This window comes from Tabrizicola flagellatus (assembly GCF_008271465.1).
GTDB lineage: Bacteria > Pseudomonadota > Alphaproteobacteria > Rhodobacterales > Rhodobacteraceae > Tabrizicola > Tabrizicola flagellata.
In genome coordinates this window covers 186,081-200,424 of record NZ_VMDU01000005.1, presented here as the reverse complement: position 1 = coordinate 200,424, position 14,344 = coordinate 186,081, and the positions used below count along the sequence as shown (strand labels likewise).

At 66.2% G+C, this 14,344-nt stretch carries 16 protein-coding genes; 9 read left to right on the top strand and 7 right to left on the bottom strand.

Features of this window, described 5'->3' with window-relative positions; genetic code table 11:
• Nucleotides 1–23: 23 nt before the first annotated feature.
• Both FL625_RS10070 and FL625_RS10065 read right to left on the bottom strand, forming a co-directional pair.
• Nucleotides 24–848 carry an acyltransferase family protein gene (locus FL625_RS10070; RefSeq protein ID WP_149588533.1) on the bottom strand — a complete coding sequence of 275 codons (825 nt, stop codon included), beginning with the start codon at nt 846–848 and terminating at the stop codon, nt 24–26.
• A 147-nt stretch (nt 849–995) separates the two neighbouring features.
• The gene (locus FL625_RS10065; RefSeq protein WP_268815773.1) at nt 996–2,414 is read right to left on the bottom strand and encodes a D-amino acid dehydrogenase; all 1,419 of its coding nucleotides are present in this window, start codon (nt 2,412–2,414) and stop codon (nt 996–998) included.
• 138 nt (nt 2,415–2,552) lie between these two features.
• Between FL625_RS10065 and FL625_RS10060 the strand changes: the two genes are divergently transcribed.
• On the top strand, nt 2,553–3,152 hold the full coding sequence (locus FL625_RS10060) for a LolA family protein (RefSeq protein ID WP_149588531.1): 600 nt from the start codon (nt 2,553–2,555) through the stop codon (nt 3,150–3,152).
• 19 nt (nt 3,153–3,171) lie between these two features.
• On the opposite strand, the gene FL625_RS10055 is transcribed toward FL625_RS10060, so the two are convergent.
• Nucleotides 3,172–3,753 (bottom strand): transglycosylase SLT domain-containing protein, encoded by a 582-nt coding sequence (locus FL625_RS10055; RefSeq protein WP_149588530.1) that lies wholly within the window; start codon nt 3,751–3,753, stop codon nt 3,172–3,174.
• Nucleotides 3,754–3,967: 214 nt separating this feature from the next.
• Between FL625_RS10055 and hspQ the strand changes: the two genes are divergently transcribed.
• The 5 genes from hspQ to FL625_RS10030 all read left to right on the top strand — a co-directional run bounded on the left by hspQ (nt 3,968) and on the right by FL625_RS10030 (nt 7,686).
• The gene (hspQ, locus tag FL625_RS10050) at nt 3,968–4,294 is read left to right on the top strand and encodes a heat shock protein HspQ (RefSeq protein WP_149588529.1); all 327 of its coding nucleotides are present in this window, start codon (nt 3,968–3,970) and stop codon (nt 4,292–4,294) included.
• 70 nt (nt 4,295–4,364) lie between these two features.
• A complete protein-coding gene (locus FL625_RS10045; protein ID WP_149588528.1) occupies nt 4,365–4,706 on the top strand; it encodes an STAS domain-containing protein in 342 nt (113 codons plus the stop codon).
• The gene (locus FL625_RS10040) at nt 4,699–5,136 is read left to right on the top strand and encodes an ATP-binding protein (protein WP_160147765.1); all 438 of its coding nucleotides are present in this window, start codon (nt 4,699–4,701) and stop codon (nt 5,134–5,136) included. The genes FL625_RS10045 and FL625_RS10040 overlap by 8 nt, the downstream gene beginning before the upstream one ends.
• Nucleotides 5,137–5,657: 521 nt before the next feature.
• Nucleotides 5,658–7,232, top strand: coding sequence for a gamma-glutamyltransferase family protein (locus FL625_RS10035; protein ID WP_149588610.1), 1,575 nt, complete (start codon nt 5,658–5,660; stop codon nt 7,230–7,232).
• Entirely contained in the window at nt 7,222–7,686 is a 465-nt protein-coding gene (locus FL625_RS10030) for a GAF domain-containing protein (RefSeq protein WP_235019372.1), read from the top strand. Before FL625_RS10035 ends, FL625_RS10030 begins: the two co-directional genes overlap by 11 nt.
• Here the strand turns inward: FL625_RS10030 and FL625_RS10025 are convergent.
• The gene (locus FL625_RS10025; RefSeq protein ID WP_149588526.1) at nt 7,683–8,105 is read right to left on the bottom strand and encodes a VOC family protein; all 423 of its coding nucleotides are present in this window, start codon (nt 8,103–8,105) and stop codon (nt 7,683–7,685) included. The two genes, FL625_RS10030 and FL625_RS10025, sit on opposite strands and share 4 nt — an antisense overlap.
• A gap of 113 nt (nt 8,106–8,218) precedes the next feature.
• On the opposite strand from FL625_RS10025, the gene FL625_RS10020 reads away from it, so the two are divergent.
• The 3 genes from FL625_RS10020 (at nt 8,219) to FL625_RS10010 (ending at nt 11,454) form a co-directional block, all read left to right on the top strand.
• Nucleotides 8,219–9,109, top strand: coding sequence for a homocysteine S-methyltransferase family protein (locus FL625_RS10020; RefSeq protein WP_149588525.1), 891 nt, complete (start codon nt 8,219–8,221; stop codon nt 9,107–9,109).
• A complete protein-coding gene (locus FL625_RS10015) occupies nt 9,102–9,770 on the top strand; it encodes an RluA family pseudouridine synthase (protein WP_235019371.1) in 669 nt (222 codons plus the stop codon). The genes FL625_RS10020 and FL625_RS10015 overlap by 8 nt, the downstream gene beginning before the upstream one ends.
• Nucleotides 9,771–9,909: 139 nt before the next feature.
• Nucleotides 9,910–11,454: an FMN-binding glutamate synthase family protein gene (locus FL625_RS10010; protein WP_149588608.1), complete on the top strand. Its 1,545-nt coding sequence runs from the start codon at nt 9,910–9,912 to the stop codon at nt 11,452–11,454.
• On the opposite strand, the gene FL625_RS10005 is transcribed toward FL625_RS10010, so the two are convergent.
• Genes FL625_RS10005 through FL625_RS09995 form a run of 3 tightly spaced genes read right to left on the bottom strand, consistent with a single transcriptional unit; the run spans nt 11,438 to nt 14,305 of the window.
• Nucleotides 11,438–12,247, bottom strand: a complete 810-nt coding sequence (locus FL625_RS10005; RefSeq protein ID WP_149588523.1) for a hypothetical protein — start codon at nt 12,245–12,247, stop codon at nt 11,438–11,440. The two genes, FL625_RS10010 and FL625_RS10005, sit on opposite strands and share 17 nt — an antisense overlap.
• 10 nt (nt 12,248–12,257) lie before the next feature.
• The gene (locus FL625_RS10000; protein WP_149588522.1) at nt 12,258–13,523 is read right to left on the bottom strand and encodes a glycosyltransferase family 2 protein; all 1,266 of its coding nucleotides are present in this window, start codon (nt 13,521–13,523) and stop codon (nt 12,258–12,260) included.
• Nucleotides 13,520–14,305 carry a hypothetical protein gene (locus FL625_RS09995; RefSeq protein ID WP_149588521.1) on the bottom strand — a complete coding sequence of 262 codons (786 nt, stop codon included), beginning with the start codon at nt 14,303–14,305 and terminating at the stop codon, nt 13,520–13,522. Before FL625_RS09995 ends, FL625_RS10000 begins: the two co-directional genes overlap by 4 nt.
• Between the last annotated feature and the right edge of the window lie 39 nt (nt 14,306–14,344).

Here is a 14,344-nt window from a genome sequence, read left to right as displayed (position 1 = left end):
GATCGGCCGGCTAAGGACTGGACCTAGAACTCCAGCCGGCCCTTGCGAGACGCCTGGACGAGGGTCTCGATCACCTGGGCGAAGATGACGCTGAAGGCCAGCGAAAAGAGGCCAAGCTCGATGTAGGTGATCCGCAGGGACTGACCGACGATGATGACCAGGGGATGCGAAAGGTAGATCCAGAGCGACAGGCGCGCGCACCAGTCGGACACGGCGGTTGCCGGCAGGTGATGGGACAGCAACAGCAACGCAAGGCCGGTGCCGACCAGAATGACGATGTTGTCCGGCGACGGGGCGCCGAGGAACAGGATCAGCATGCTGAGCCCCAGCGTCGTCACAGCCAGGCGCCAGCCCCAGGAGAAGAAAGCGATGCTCGTCAGAACCGGGATCACCCCGAAGGCCCACAGCCCGAAAGGCCTCGACTCGGGCGAGCCGTTCAGCACGACCAGCGTGGCGAACAGGATCGCCGCCCCCAGCGAGGCCAGCGGGTGGCGAAGCCAAGGCGATAACGTCGTCGCAACGAAGGCGAAGGGCAGGAACCAGAGATGAACCCAGGTGCCCGACAGAACCATGTGCCAGCGCCACCAGTCGAAGGGCGGATCGTTGTTCTTGAGCGAAAGCGCGGTGTTCAGCATGGCAAAGACGAGTGACCAGGTCAGGAACGGGACCAGCAGCCTCTTTGCCTGTGTGCCCAGGCTGGAACTGGACGGCACCGACAACAGGACCAGGAAGAACGGCAGGGCGATGTAGGCGACGCGGTAGCCGGGAGCCTGGGTATGGAACCAGACGATGCCGAGCACGGCCAGAAACAGGCCGTAGTCGGTCAGTCCGTTCCGAGACGCTTCCACCCTCGCCTTCCCCGTCCATTCCCCCCGATCCTGCCACTTTGCAGGGAAACGGGGCGGCAATCCAGCGTGTCGAGCGCGACCGCGGGCATATTCTGCGGCCCGCTGTGGCTGATCGGTGCCAGAAAGGCCTGACGGCCGGAGGGCAGGTCAGGCGGGAAGGGCAGTCTTGCCAAGCCGCTGACGCGCCGCGCGCGGGGCCGGCAGATAGCGGGAATAGCCGAGGCCCGCGGTGTCGATCTCGGCCTGGCGGCCAGAGACGATGTCGGCCAGCACCCGGCCCGAACCGGCCGCCATGGTCCAGCCAAGCGTCCCGTGCCCGGTGTTCAGGAACAGGTTCGCCATCGGCGAGCGGCCGATGATCGGCGTCCCGTCGGGCGTCATCGGGCGCAGGCCGCACCAGAAGCTGGCACGGCTCTGGTCGCCCGCGCCGCCGAACAGGTCCTCGACCGAATGGGTCAGGGTTGCCTGGCGCTTCGACCGCAGACTCAGATCGAAGCCCGCGATCTCGGCCATGCCACCGACACGGATCCGGTCGCCCAGCCGGGTGATCGCGATCTTGTGGGTCTCGTCCATCACGGTGGAAACCGGCGCGCGGGCCTCGTCCACGATCGGCACGGTGATCGAATAGCCCTTGACCGGATAGACCGGCAGCCTGATCCCGAATTCCCGCACCAGCATCGGGGAATAGGAGCCCAGCGCCACCACGAAGGCATCGGCCGTCACCCGGCCTTCCGAGGTGTGGACGGCGACGATGCGGTCGCCCTCGGCCTCGAGCCGGTCGATGCTGACGCCATGGCGGAAGGTCACGCCCTGTGTCTCGGCCATCCGGGCCAGGCTCTGCGTGAACTTGAAGCAGTCGCCGGTCTCGTCCCCCGGCAGGCGCAGGCCGCCCGCAATCTTGCCGCGCGCGGCCGCAAGGCCGGGTTCGGCCTTCACGCAGGCATCGGCGTCAAGCACCTCGAAGGGCACGCCATCGGCCTTCAGTACCGCGATGTCCTTTTCGGCAGCCGCGACCTGCTTTTCGGTGCGGAAGAGCTGCAGCGTGCCCTGCGTGCGTTCGTCATAGGAAATCCCGGTTTCGGAGCGCAACTCGATCAGGCAGTCGCGGCTGTATTCGGCCAGCCGCACCATGCGCGACTTGTTGACCGCATAGGCCGAGGTGGTGCAGTTCATCAGCATCCGCGCCAGCCAGCTGATCTTGGCCCAGTCCGGCCGGGGCTGGACGATCAGCGGCGCATGTTCCTGGAACATCCACTTCAGCGCCTTGAGCGGGATGCCCGGCGCCGCCCAGGGCGAGGCATAGCCGGGGCTGATCTCGCCCGCGTTGGCGAAGGAGGTCTCGAGCGCCGCCGCGGGCTGGCGGTCGATCACGGTCACCTCATGTCCAGCCCGGGCCAGATACCAGGCCGAAGTGACCCCGATGACGCCCGCGCCAAGCACCACGATTTTCATGACCGACTCCGCCGCTTTCCGTTCGGATACAGATACTGCGGAGCCTTCGGCACTTCTTAGCGAATTTTGTCTCCTTTTGCATTTTTTGTGGCAGTTCCTTTTGCAATAGCGCAGTTTGGCAGAAGATTGTTCCGCGCCGCCGCGAAACTTCCGAAGGATTGCCCCTCACGCCGGATCACAGGCTGCCACGTGCCGGCGAGTTGCCGCCGAGGGGGGGGTGCACGCTGCCCCATTCGCGGCTATATCGGCGCCATGAACCGTCGCACCGCCCTTCTGGCCCCGCTTGCCTTCCTGCTGCCCTTCCCGGCCCTGGCCGAGAAGATTCCGCTGCGCACCCTTTCGGAGTATCTGAACGGGCTGACTACGGTCGAGGCCGACTTTACCCAGATCAACTCGGACGGGACGATCTCGACCGGCAAGATCTACATCCGGCGGCCCGGTCGGGTCCGCTTCGAATATGCCCCGCCCGACCGCAGCCTGGTGATCGCGGGCGGCCAGCAGGTCGCGATCTTCGACGCCAAGTCGAACCAGCCGCCGGAACAATACCCGCTGAAGCGCACGCCGCTGAACCTGATCCTCGCCGCGAACATCGACCTCGGTCGCGCGAAGATGGTCGTGGGCCATACCGAGGACGGCACCTCGACCAGGGTCAGGGCGCAGGATCCCGAACACCCGGAATACGGCTCGATCGAACTTGTGTTCACGTCGAACCCGGTGGAACTGCGGCAATGGGTCATCACCGACGACCTGGGCCAGCAGACCACGGTGATCCTGGGCGAGATGAAGAAGGGCGGCGAGATGCGCGCAAGCCTGTTCGACATCACCGCCGAGACGGCGAGGCGGAAGAACTGACCGGCGACCCGCCCCGCACCTAGCGGCAGGTCGCCAGCTGCATGCGGTACATCTCGGACCGTTGTCCGACCTTCTTTGCCACCTCCATCAGCCAGGGCTTGTTGAGGTAGGACTGGTTGGCATAGCCGGTCCGGCCCTCGTGGTAGGCCAGATACTGCGCCTCTGCATCGGCCTTCGAGATCCCCAGCCCGCGTTCGGACTGATCCATGTACCATCCCATGAAATCGGTCGCGTCGCGGATATCGTCGCGCCTTGCGCGCCGGTTGCCGGCGCTGCGCTGGTATTCCTCCCAGGTGGCGTTGAGGGCCTGGCTGTAGCCATATGCCGTGCTCTGCCGCCCCATCGGGATCACGCCGAGCACGAAGGTGTGCGGCGTGCGGGCATTGCCCACGAATTTCGATTCCTGGTGGATCGTCGCCATCTGCACATGGATGGGAACGCCCCAGCGCCGTTCGGTCGCGGCCATCGCACGCAGGTAGTGCGGCCGTTCGCGAATGATCGCGCACGCATCGTCCAACTGCCTCGGCGCCGAGTAGTTGCCGCCGCCCCCGCAGGACGCCAGACACAGAACCACCAGCGACGCACGGAGAAACCTGCTCATCTGCCCCTCGTGCTCTTTTCTTTTGCGCGGAGTCTAGACTATCCGGAACGCGGATGAAATGGGCAACACCCGCAACGGACATCAGAATTCCGCGAGAACGCGGCAGCGGCCGCACTGTACGGGTCAGGCCCACAGACTGTTTCCCGGCAGGCTCCGCGGCAAAGTGGACAGTCCCGGCACGACAGCGTAAACTTTTGCAAGGGGACTGACGGTGATGCAGACCACACATGCCAAGTATCACATCGGGCAGGTGCTTCGACACAGGAAGCACCCGTTCCGGGGCGTAGTGTTCGATGTCGATGCGATATTCTCGAACACCGAGGAATGGTACGACAACATTCCCGAAGACAGCCGTCCTTCGAAGGATCAGCCCTTCTATCACCTGCTCGCCGAAAACGGCCAAAGCTATTATGTGGCCTATGTTTCGGAACAGAACCTCGTCCCGGACGAGACCGGCGAACCCGTCGATCACCCGGATCTCGGCGACCTGTTCGGCGATTTCCAGGATGGTCGTTATCCGGTGACCTTCCAGCTGAACTGACCGGCGGTCGCTTACCACTTGTTCATGCTTTGCCCCTAGCCTGCGGGAAACGCAAGCAAAGGGGTGCGCCATGCAGCTTCAGACTCAGACCCGGCCGAAGGTGATTTCCGTGTCCGTCATCGACGACCGCATCGATGCGGCCACGGCGATCCAGTTCAAGGAAAAGATGCGGGATGCCACCCGCAACGGCCCGGCGCGGGTGGTGCTGGACCTGGCGCGGGTGCAATTCCTCGATTCCTCCGGGCTGGGTGCGATCGTCGCGGTGAAGAAGCTGCTCGGCCCCGACCGCATCCTGGAGCTTGCCAGCCTGACACCGACGGTGGAAAAGGTCTTTCGGCTGACGCGCATGGACAGCATCTTCACGATCCACCCGAACCTCGACGCTGCCGTGGCACATGCCGCGAGTGCCTGACCAGACCTCCGGGACACCGGAACTGCGTCTGGTGTTCGGTGCCGATCCCGTGGCGATCCGTCGCTCCCTGTCCAGGATGCTGGCCAGTCCGCCGCTGTCCGGACTGGGGGCCGAGGCGCGCGGTGCGGCGGAACTGGTCCTTGCCGAGATCCTGAACAATGTGGCCGAACATGCCTATGACGAGGCTGGGGGAACGGTCGAAGTCACCCTCAGGCCGGATGCGGGCGGGATTCTCTGCCAGATTGCCGATTCCGGTCGCTCGATGCCGGACGGGCGGTTGCCCGAAGGGAAGTTGCCCGCAAGCAGCGCGCCGCTTCAGGATCTGCCCGAAGGCGGCTTCGGTTGGCATCTGATCCGATCGCTCTGTGCCGATCTTTCCTACACCCGCAGCGAGGGCAGGAATCTCCTCGTGTTCCTCATCCCTGGCTGATCGGGTTTGCACACGGCAGGTCGGGTCGGATCCGACAATGCAGGATCCGGCCTCTGGGCCAGGTCCTTTCGGAAGGGATGCATCCCGCAATCGCACCCTGCCATGGATGCTCGTCACCGGGTCAGTCATCCGGCAAACCGGGCAAGACCCGGCCGCCGTCCGCTAGCGAAGGTCGGGCATCGGCACGGCCGGAGACCGTGCTTTCCGCGCCCGAATGCTCGAATGCATCGGATCTTCCATCCTATGGTCCTTCCTGCGCGCGGGATGGGCCACGATCTTGCGGCACATCCGAACCGCGGCCGGGAAGGCCGCACCCTGGCGTCCGGCCCCGACGTCCACCTCTCCCCGGACACCAGGCTCCCTGACCTCTTGGCTTCCTGCGACTCTCGTCCTAGCCTGCGAGGGCGCCGCTGCTCCAGCGGGTCAGCGACAGCACGGCAATCGGGACAGACGGAGGTCATCGTGGCGTTCTTCGCGGCAAACGGCCGTTTCCATCTTCATCGCCGCGAGCAGGCTGCATGATGCGCGACCTGCAGCTTCCAGGCCGCTCGGCCGTCTATGCGAGCAACGGCATGTGCGCGACCTCGCACCCGATTGCCTCGCTGGTGGCGATCGAGGTCCTGAAATCCGGCGGCAACGCGGTTGACGCCGCAATCGCGGGCGCACTGGTGCTCGGGATCGCCGAGCCGCAGATGACCGGGATCGGCGGGGACTGCTTCGTCCTGCTGAAACCTGCCGGGTCGGAAGAGATCGTGGCGCTGAACGGCTCGGGCCGGTCCCCTGCGGGACTGAACGCCGCCGAGCTGCGCGCCAGGGGCCTGACCGCCATGCCGATCCAGGCCATCGAGGCGGTGACGCTTCCCGGCGCCATCGACGCCTTCTGCCGGCTGAACGCCGACTACGGGCTGAAACCGATGGCCGAGGTGCTGGCCCCCGCGATCCACTATGCCGAGGAGGGCGTTCCCGTTGCCCCCCGCGTCGCCTTCGACTGGGCGGACGACATCGCCTGCCTCAAGGGGGCCGCGCGCGATTTCTTCACGCTGAATGGCCAAGCGCCCAGGGTCGGCCAGATCTTCCGCGCCCCCGGTCAGGCCGAGGTGCTGCGCCGCATCGCCCGCGAGGGCCGCGCCGGGTTCTACGAAGGCGAGGTGGCCGAGGACATGATCGCCTCGCTTCGGGCGCTGGGCGGAACGCATACGCTCGACGACCTTGCGGCAACGGCCTGCGATTACACCCTGCCCGTGTCGGGCAGCTATCACGGGGTGGACCTGGTCGAGCACCCGCCGAACGGCCAGGGCGCCACGGCGATCCTCATGCTGAATATCCTGAGCCATTTCGATCTGAAGTCGATGGATCCCTTCGGTAGTCAGCGCGCGCACATCGAGGCCGAGGCAACAAAGCTTGCCTACGACGCCCGCAACCGCTTCATCGCCGACCCGGACCATACCACCCGTCTCCGGCACATGCTTTCGCCCGACACGGCTGCCAGGCTTGCCGCGCTGATCGACCCCGGACGCGCCATGCCTGCTGCCGCGCCGCTGACCGAGGCGGTGCATCGCGACACGATCTACATCACCGTGGTCGATCGCGACCGGATGGCCGTCTCTCTGATCTACTCGATCTTCTGGGGTTTCGGATCCGGCCTTGCGTCCACGAAGTTCGGGATCAACTTCCAGAACCGCGGCGCGGGTTTCACCTTGCAGGAAGGCCACCCGAACGAGGCAGCCGGCGGCAAGCGGCCGATGCACACGATCATCCCCGGCATGATCCGCCAGAACGGCCGCGTCCTGATGCCCTTCGGCGTGATGGGCGGGGCTTACCAGCCCTGCGGCCATGCGCGGTTCGTGACGAACCTCGTGGACTATGGCCTCGATCTGCAAGAGGCGATGGACGCGCCCCGCTCCTTCTCCGGCCCCGACGGCATGGAGGTGGAGCGCGGCTACAGCGAAACGGTCCGTGCCGAGCTTGCCGCCATGGGCCACCAGGTGGTGATCCCGACCACGCCGCTCGGCGGGTCGCAGGCGATCCGCATCGACGGCGACATCCTGGTCGGCGCCTCTGACCCCAGGAAGGACGGTTGCGCCCTTGGCTACTGAGTTCGACCGCAGCGCAATCACCGCAAGCATCCGCGCCCTGACCCAGGGCGAGACGGACACGGTCGCCCTGATGGCCACCATCGCCTGCGAGATTCACCACGCGCATCCCTTCTGCGACTGGACCGGGTTCTACCGGGTCGTGGCCCCCGAACTCCTCAAGATCGGCCCCTACCAGGGCGGCCACGGCTGCCTGGTGATCCCGTTCTCCCGCGGGGTCTGCGGGGCCGCCGCCCGCTCCGGCCAGGTGCAGAACGTGCCGGACGTGGACGCCTTCCCCGGCCACATCGCCTGTTCCTCCACCACGCGGTCGGAACTGGTGCTGCCGGTCTGGAATGGCGAGGGACGGCTGCTTGGCGTGCTCGACCTCGACAGCAACACCCCGGCGGCCTTCACGCGGGAAGACGAGGACTGGCTCGTTCCCCTCCTCGCCGAGGTCTTCCGCGACGCGTCCTAGATGCGGCGGCTTGGCACGAAGGCATAGCCCGAGGGCGACAGGATGACGGCTTCCCGCAACCCATGCGCGGTCTTGTCGGTGGCGGGTTGCAGCAGCACGCCGCCTGCCGCCCCGGCCCGCTCAGCGGCCCGGTCGGGGTCGGCCTCATGCAGCCTGATTTCCACGCCCGCCCCCCGTGGCCCCGCCTCGGGAAGCAGTGCCGGCAGGGGATGGTTCGCGTAGGTCCCGTCCGAGTGCAACTGCAAGGGCTGACCGGCGTGCAGAAGGATGGCGAAGTCACGGCTGACCCGATGCGCCGTCATGCCGAAGACCTCCGTCAGGAAGGCCACTTCAACGGCCACATCCCGGCACAGGAGGTTCACCGATATCGCGCGCAAGGCATGACCGAATTCGGGCGGCGGAACGGTTTCATAGTCCATCAGGTCCCCTCCTGCCCGGCCGAGCATCTCGCCGGCCGCAAGCAAAGTCAAACGCGGCGCCTTGATCTTCCCCGGCACGCATCGGATGGTCGGATGGCAGCAGCGAGGCGCAGATGACCGAAATCACCCTTCTCGACGGCGGCATGGGCCAGGAGCTGATCGCCCGCGCGGGTTCCGACCCCGGCCCGCTCTGGGCGACGCGGGTGATGCTTGACAACCCCGGCCTCGTCCGCACCATCCACGAGGACTATTTCGCCGCCGGCGCCAGCCTGGCGACGACCAACACCTACAACATCCTGCACGACCGGCTGATCCCGCACGGTCTCGACGCGCTCTACCATGCGCTGCATCTGCGCGCGCTGGCCGAGGCGCACGAGGCGCGTGCCGCCGCCGGGCGAGGTCTGATCGCAGGCTCCATGGGGCCGCTCGGCGAAAGCTACCGGCCCGATCTGACACCGCCGGTGGAAGTCGCAGCCGCGCTTTACGCCGAGAAGGCCCGGATCCTCGCCGCCCATGTGGACCTGATCCTGATCGAGACGATCTCCTCGCTCGACCTCGCCCGCGGGGCGCTGAAAGGCGCGCGGACGACCGACCGGCCGGTCTGGCTGAGCGTCTCCGTCCAGGACCGCGACGGCACGAAGTTGCGCTCTGGCGAGCCGGTCGCGGCCCTGGCCGAAGTCCTCGCCGAGACACCGGCCGATGCCGTCCTTGCCAACTGCTCGATGCCCGAGGCGATGTCCGCCGCCCTCGACGCGCTGAAGCCGCTTGGCCTGCCCTTCGGGGCCTATGCGAACGGCTTTTCCGAGATAATCCCGCACACGCACGGCACCGAGGCCCCGGCCTATTGCGCCCGCCACGACCTGTCGCCCGAACGCTATGCCGACTTCGCGCTTGGCTGGGTGGCGCAGGGCGCAACGCTGATCGGCGGCTGCTGCGAGGTCGGACCCACCCATATCCGACACCTCCATGCCCGCCTCCTGGCCGAAGGCCATACGATTGCATAGACCCTCGCTCATCCCCGATTTCGACTACGATCCGCCGGACACGCCGCTGTCCATCCTGCACGAGGACGCGGCAATCATCGTGGTGGACAAGCCTGCGGGCCTCCTGACCGTGCCGGGCAAGCTGGCGGACCGGCAGGACTGCCTGGTCACCCGTCTGCAGGCCGCGCGCTGGGACGCGCTGACGGTGCATCGCCTTGACTGCGACACCAGCGGGGTCATCATCTTCGCCCGCACCAAGCAGGCCCAGGGCTTCCTCGGCCAGGAATTCGAACAACGCCGCGCGCAGAAGACCTACATCGCCCGGCTGAAGGGCCGTCTCGAACCGGACGCGGGCACGGTGAACCTGCCCATCGGCAGCGACTGGGACTACCGGCCGCGGCAGAAGGTGGATCCCGTCCACGGCCGCCCAGCGGTTACCGACTGGCAGGTGATCGACCGATCGGACGGCGAAACCCGCGTGCGCCTGACGCCGCACACCGGGCGCAGCCATCAGCTGCGCGTCCACATGCTGGCGCTGGGCCACCCGATCCTCGGCGACCAGATCTATGCCCCCGAAACCCGGGCCGAATATGGCCGTCTGATGCTGCATGCCGAGACTCTGGCGCTCCATCACCCGACCAGCCGGGACTGGGTCAGCTTCACGGCGCCGGTCCCGTTCTGAGGTTTGCAGATCCTTCACACTTCTGGTGTTTCGATGGTGAGAAAGCCTTTCCGGGGGTCCGGTGCTGTCCACCATCTTCAACCTGCGCTATGCGCTGATCACCTGGCCCGCGATCCTGATCGCGGTGGCGATCGGGCTGATGCTGGCCTTCCCGGGCCAGACCTGGTGGCTCCTGCCGCTGGCGCTGGTCTGCCTGGCCTCGGTCCTGACCGGCCTGCACGACCTGCGCCAAACCCGCCATGCCGTGCTGCGCAACTATCCGGTTGCCGCCCACCTCCGGTTCCTGCTGGAATCGATCCGGCCCGAGATGCGGCAGTATTTCTTCGAGGGCGACAAGGACGGCACGCCCTTCCCGCGCGACAAGCGCGCCATCGTCTATCAGCGCGCCAAGCGCGACCTCGACAAGCGGCCCTTCGGCACCCAGTATGACGTGTACGAGGAGCAGTACGAATGGCTGCACCATTCGATCGTCCCCAACACGCCCTTGCCGCACGAGGCGCTGCGCACCCTGGTCGGCGGCGGGACGGCGCAGCCCTATTCCGCCAGCCTGCTGAACATCTCGGCGATGAGCTACGGCTCGCTTTCGGCCAATGCGATCCGAGCACTGAACAAGGGGGCAAAGGCGGGCGACTTCTTCCACGACACGGGCGAGGGCGGGGTGTCGCCCTACCACCGCGAACATGGCGGCGACCTCGTGTGGGAATTGGGCTCGGGCTATTTCTGCGCGCGGTCGCCGGACGGACGCTTCGACCCGGCGCGTTTTGCCGAGGTCGCGGCCGATCCGCAGATCAGGATGGTGGAGCTGAAGCTCAGCCAGGGCGCCAAGCCCGGCCATGGCGGGGTGCTGCCTGCCGCGAAGGTCACACCGGAAATCGCCGCGATCCGGGGCATCCCGATGGGCCAGGACTGCATCTCTCCCGCCCGGCATTCGGCCTTCTCGACGCCCGTCGGCCTGCTGGAATTCATCGCGCAGATGCGAGAGCTGTCGGGCGGCAAGCCGGCCGGCTTCAAGCTCTGCATCGGCCACCCGTGGGAGTTCATGGCCATCTGCAAGGCGATGCTGGCGACCGGGATCACGCCGGATTTCATCGTGGTGGACGGGAAAGAGGGCGGCACCGGCGCGGCGCCGCTGGAATTCATGGACCATGTGGGCCAGCCGCTACGCGACGGACTTTCCTTCGTCCACAACGCGCTGGTCGGAATCGGCCTGCGCGACCGGGTGCGCATCGGCGCCTCGGGCAAGATCACCTCGGCCTTCGACATGGCTCGGGTCATGGCGCTGGGGGCCGACTGGTGCAACGCCGCCCGCGGTTTCATGTTCGCGGTCGGCTGCATCCAGGCGCAAAGCTGCCATACCGGCGCCTGTCCGACCGGCGTCGCCACGCAGGACCCCTTGCGCCAGCGCGCGATCCATGTGCCGGACAAGGCGGAAAGGGTGGCAGGTTTCCACCGCAACACGCTGCATGCGCTGGCCGAACTGGTGGCCGCGGCCGGCCTGGCGCACCCTTCGGAGCTGCGCCCGCACCACTTCCTGCGCCGTGCCTCGTCGGACAGGGTGATCTCGCTGGCCGACCAGTACGAACAGCTTGCTCCCGGTCAGCTTGCGGCCGATCCTGCCTCTTCGCCGCGCTTTGCCGAGGCCTGGGCGCTGTCGCGGGCCGACAGCTTCAGCCGCGCGGGATAGGAGTCGCGCCGCGCTCGTCCCGGATCCAAAGCGTCAGGACCATGGACGCGCCGCAGAAATACAGCCCGAAGATCCCGAAAGCCGACACCAGGTAAAGCTGGAAGAAGAAGAGTGGCCCCGCAAGCAGGGTCGAGGCCAGCGAGATCACTGTCGTACCAACCGCGAGGATGGCGCCGGCGATGGCCGAAAGGGCCACGGCGGCAGCCAGCTCTGCGGCGCTGCGGCAGAACAGCAGGGTAAGCAGGCAATGCGTGAGGATCAGCAGCACGAAGTTCGTGGCAAAAATCGGGACCAGGGTCAGCGGCACTGTCTCGATCCGGCTCGGGTCAAGCAGGGTGACCAGCAGGCAGAAGATGATGAGGAAGAGGTGCACGAGAACGGTCGGAAAGAGCACCGATCGGCGCATTCTGAAGAACAGGAAACCGAGGATCAGGAAATGCCCGACGGGCAGCACGAGGCGCAGAAGGATCGGGTCAACTTCCAGGTTTAGCGCCACAGTGTCCGCCTGCAGCAGCGCCGGGCGCAGCTTTCCAAGTAGGCCGGACGCGCCCAGCGCGACAGCGCCGAGGACGAGGCAGCCTAGGATGATCGCCAAGATCTGCCAGGGCAGCTGCGGCGCGTTGCGCCACTCGGCAACGGTGCGGTTCTGCACCGATACCGGGTCGCCACCCACCGGGCCGGCCTGGGCAATCGGCAACCGGGTATCCACGCCGCGCACAACCCTCCAGCACAGGATGAACAAGAGCGCGGTCACACATTCGTAGACCAGGACGACGATGACGATGTTCAGCACCGATGCGTCCTCAAACCGCGCCCCGGAACCGCTGGGTCTTGTCCCATTGGGTCGTGGCGCCCCGGATCTTGTCCTTCAGAAGCTGGATCACCCCGACATTGCAGGCCAGGAGGCTGGTGAAAGACGACACGAACAGGAACGGGACGGCTGCGAAGGCCTGCCTCTGCTGGTCTGAAACGCAGCCGGCCGCAATCTGGTAGTAGGGTGCGAAATTGCCGATGCCGGTGAACAGCGTCAGCGAGACGGTCAGGATCGACAGGCTGGCCCAGGTCTCGCCGACCTGCGCGGGCATCGACAGGGCGATGATGAGGTTCAGAAGGACGAGGCTGGGAACAGTATAGACCAGCAGCACCAGCGCGGCATCGAGGCGAGCCATCAGAGGCTGTCGCGTTGCCCGCAGGGTCGGAATGAAATAGCGCAGCAGGCAGTCGTTGTGCCCGATGGCCCAACGCTTCACCTGCCGGTAGCGGACTTGCCAGGTTTCGGGGCTTTCCTCGTAGCACTCGGCGCCGGCGACATAGGCGACGCGCATGCCCGCGATGAACAGCCGATAGGTCAGGTCGGTATCCTCGGCCAGCGAGATCGTGTTCCACCCACCCACCGCCTCAAGCGCCGACCGACGCACCGCCCCGGTGGTGCCGCCGAACTGCGGCAGAAGCCCCATGCGATGCCGGACTTCCTGATCGACGACGTAACCGCCGCGCCGCTCGAGGTCGAGCATCTTGGTCAGCATGTTGGCATTGGCGTTGTAGGGCACCACGCGACCCATCGTTGCGCCAACCAGAGGGTCGCGGAAGGGGGCCACCAGGCGCCGGATGATCTGCGGTGGCGGCAGGTAGTCGGCGTCGAAGAATACCAGGATCTCGGACGTCGAGCTGTCGATCGCATCCAGCAGGGCCGCCGGCTTGCCGGGCGGGGCATCGTCGGGGCGGTGGATCACGCGCAGGAAGGGATGCCGCGCCGCGAAGTCATCAGCGATCGCGCCGGTCCCGTCGCGCGAGCGGTCGTTGATCACGATCACCTCGTAGCGGTCGGACGGGTAGTCCATCCGGGTCAGACAGTCGAGACAGCCGTGAAGGACTCTTTCCTCATTATGGGCCGGGACAATCACGGTCACGCGCGGCAACGGGTCATCCGCTGCCGGCTCGCTTGTCGTGCCGCGGGGGCCGAAATGGAACAGCAGCGTCACGACGACCTGCCGGATCAGCACGACCAGAGCCAGCAGTGTTGTCGAGACATTCCAGGCAACGATCAGGGCGATTGCCGCCCCGGTCATAGCCCGATTTTGATGCCGATGGATGCGCCTTGAAGGTCGTAGAGCTCGGTATCGATATACTCACCGCGCAGGATCACCTCCGCGTTCCCGCTGAACCGGTAGGACACGAAGGGCCTGAAGGCAGTGTAGTCGTTGTTCACCGGCGCGAGCGGCGCGAGGTCGTAGGCGATCTTGCCGAAGGCCAGCTCGGCCCCGACGTTCAGGCCGCCTGCCGTCACCAGGGTGGCAACACCCGCGATATCATACCCCAGATCGGCGGCACCCGAGGAATCGGTGACCGACGCGCTGAGCTGAGTGACGAGATAGGACCCGTTGGCGTTGGCAGGGAAATACTTGACCATTTCGCCGCGCAGCGATGTTGCGTCGATGTCGCCTTCGTAATTTGCGCGGCTCACCTCGAAGTCATAGATCAGGCCACGGTCCGCGCCAGCGTTGTAGCGGTAGCCCAGCGCATATTTCCAGTCAGGCGCAGTGCCGAGGTCCGAGTTCGAGGACTCCACCATGAACCGCAGGGCGCCCGCACCGGCCGCAAATTCGGCGCCAACGCCGACCGAGGTGACGTTCTCCTCGCGGTCCTGCTGGCTGAGGTCGAAAAGGATGGACAGGCCGGAACTGACGGCGAACCGGGAGTTGAGGCCGATGTAGTCCCGATCGGAATAGCCGTTGCTGGCGTTCAGCGCGCCGTAGGTCAGCTGGACGAAGCCGCCATCCTGGGCCTGCGCCGCAAAGCCGACTGGCAGAAGAGCTGCCACCAGGAGTGACTTCTTGAATTTCCTGCTCATGATCCACTCCACTCGGGAACTCTCCGGTTTGCCGTGACA

Coding starts and splice junctions, on each gene's coding strand:
- FL625_RS10060 (WP_149588531.1), top strand. CDS start 2,553: ATGAACCGTCGCACCGCCCTTCTGGCCCCGCTTGCCTTCCTGCTGCCC.
- FL625_RS10055 (WP_149588530.1), bottom strand. CDS start 3,753: ATGAGCAGGTTTCTCCGTGCGTCGCTGGTGGTTCTGTGTCTGGCGTCC.
- hspQ (WP_149588529.1), top strand. CDS start 3,968: ATGCAGACCACACATGCCAAGTATCACATCGGGCAGGTGCTTCGACAC.
- FL625_RS10045 (WP_149588528.1), top strand. CDS start 4,365: ATGCAGCTTCAGACTCAGACCCGGCCGAAGGTGATTTCCGTGTCCGTC.
- FL625_RS10035 (WP_149588610.1), top strand. CDS start 5,658: ATGCGCGACCTGCAGCTTCCAGGCCGCTCGGCCGTCTATGCGAGCAAC.
- FL625_RS10025 (WP_149588526.1), bottom strand. CDS start 8,105: ATGGACTATGAAACCGTTCCGCCGCCCGAATTCGGTCATGCCTTGCGC.
- FL625_RS10020 (WP_149588525.1), top strand. CDS start 8,219: ATGACCGAAATCACCCTTCTCGACGGCGGCATGGGCCAGGAGCTGATC.
- FL625_RS10010 (WP_149588608.1), top strand. CDS start 9,910: ATGCTGGCCTTCCCGGGCCAGACCTGGTGGCTCCTGCCGCTGGCGCTG.
- FL625_RS10000 (WP_149588522.1), bottom strand. CDS start 13,523: ATGACCGGGGCGGCAATCGCCCTGATCGTTGCCTGGAATGTCTCGACA.
- FL625_RS09995 (WP_149588521.1), bottom strand. CDS start 14,305: ATGAGCAGGAAATTCAAGAAGTCACTCCTGGTGGCAGCTCTTCTGCCA.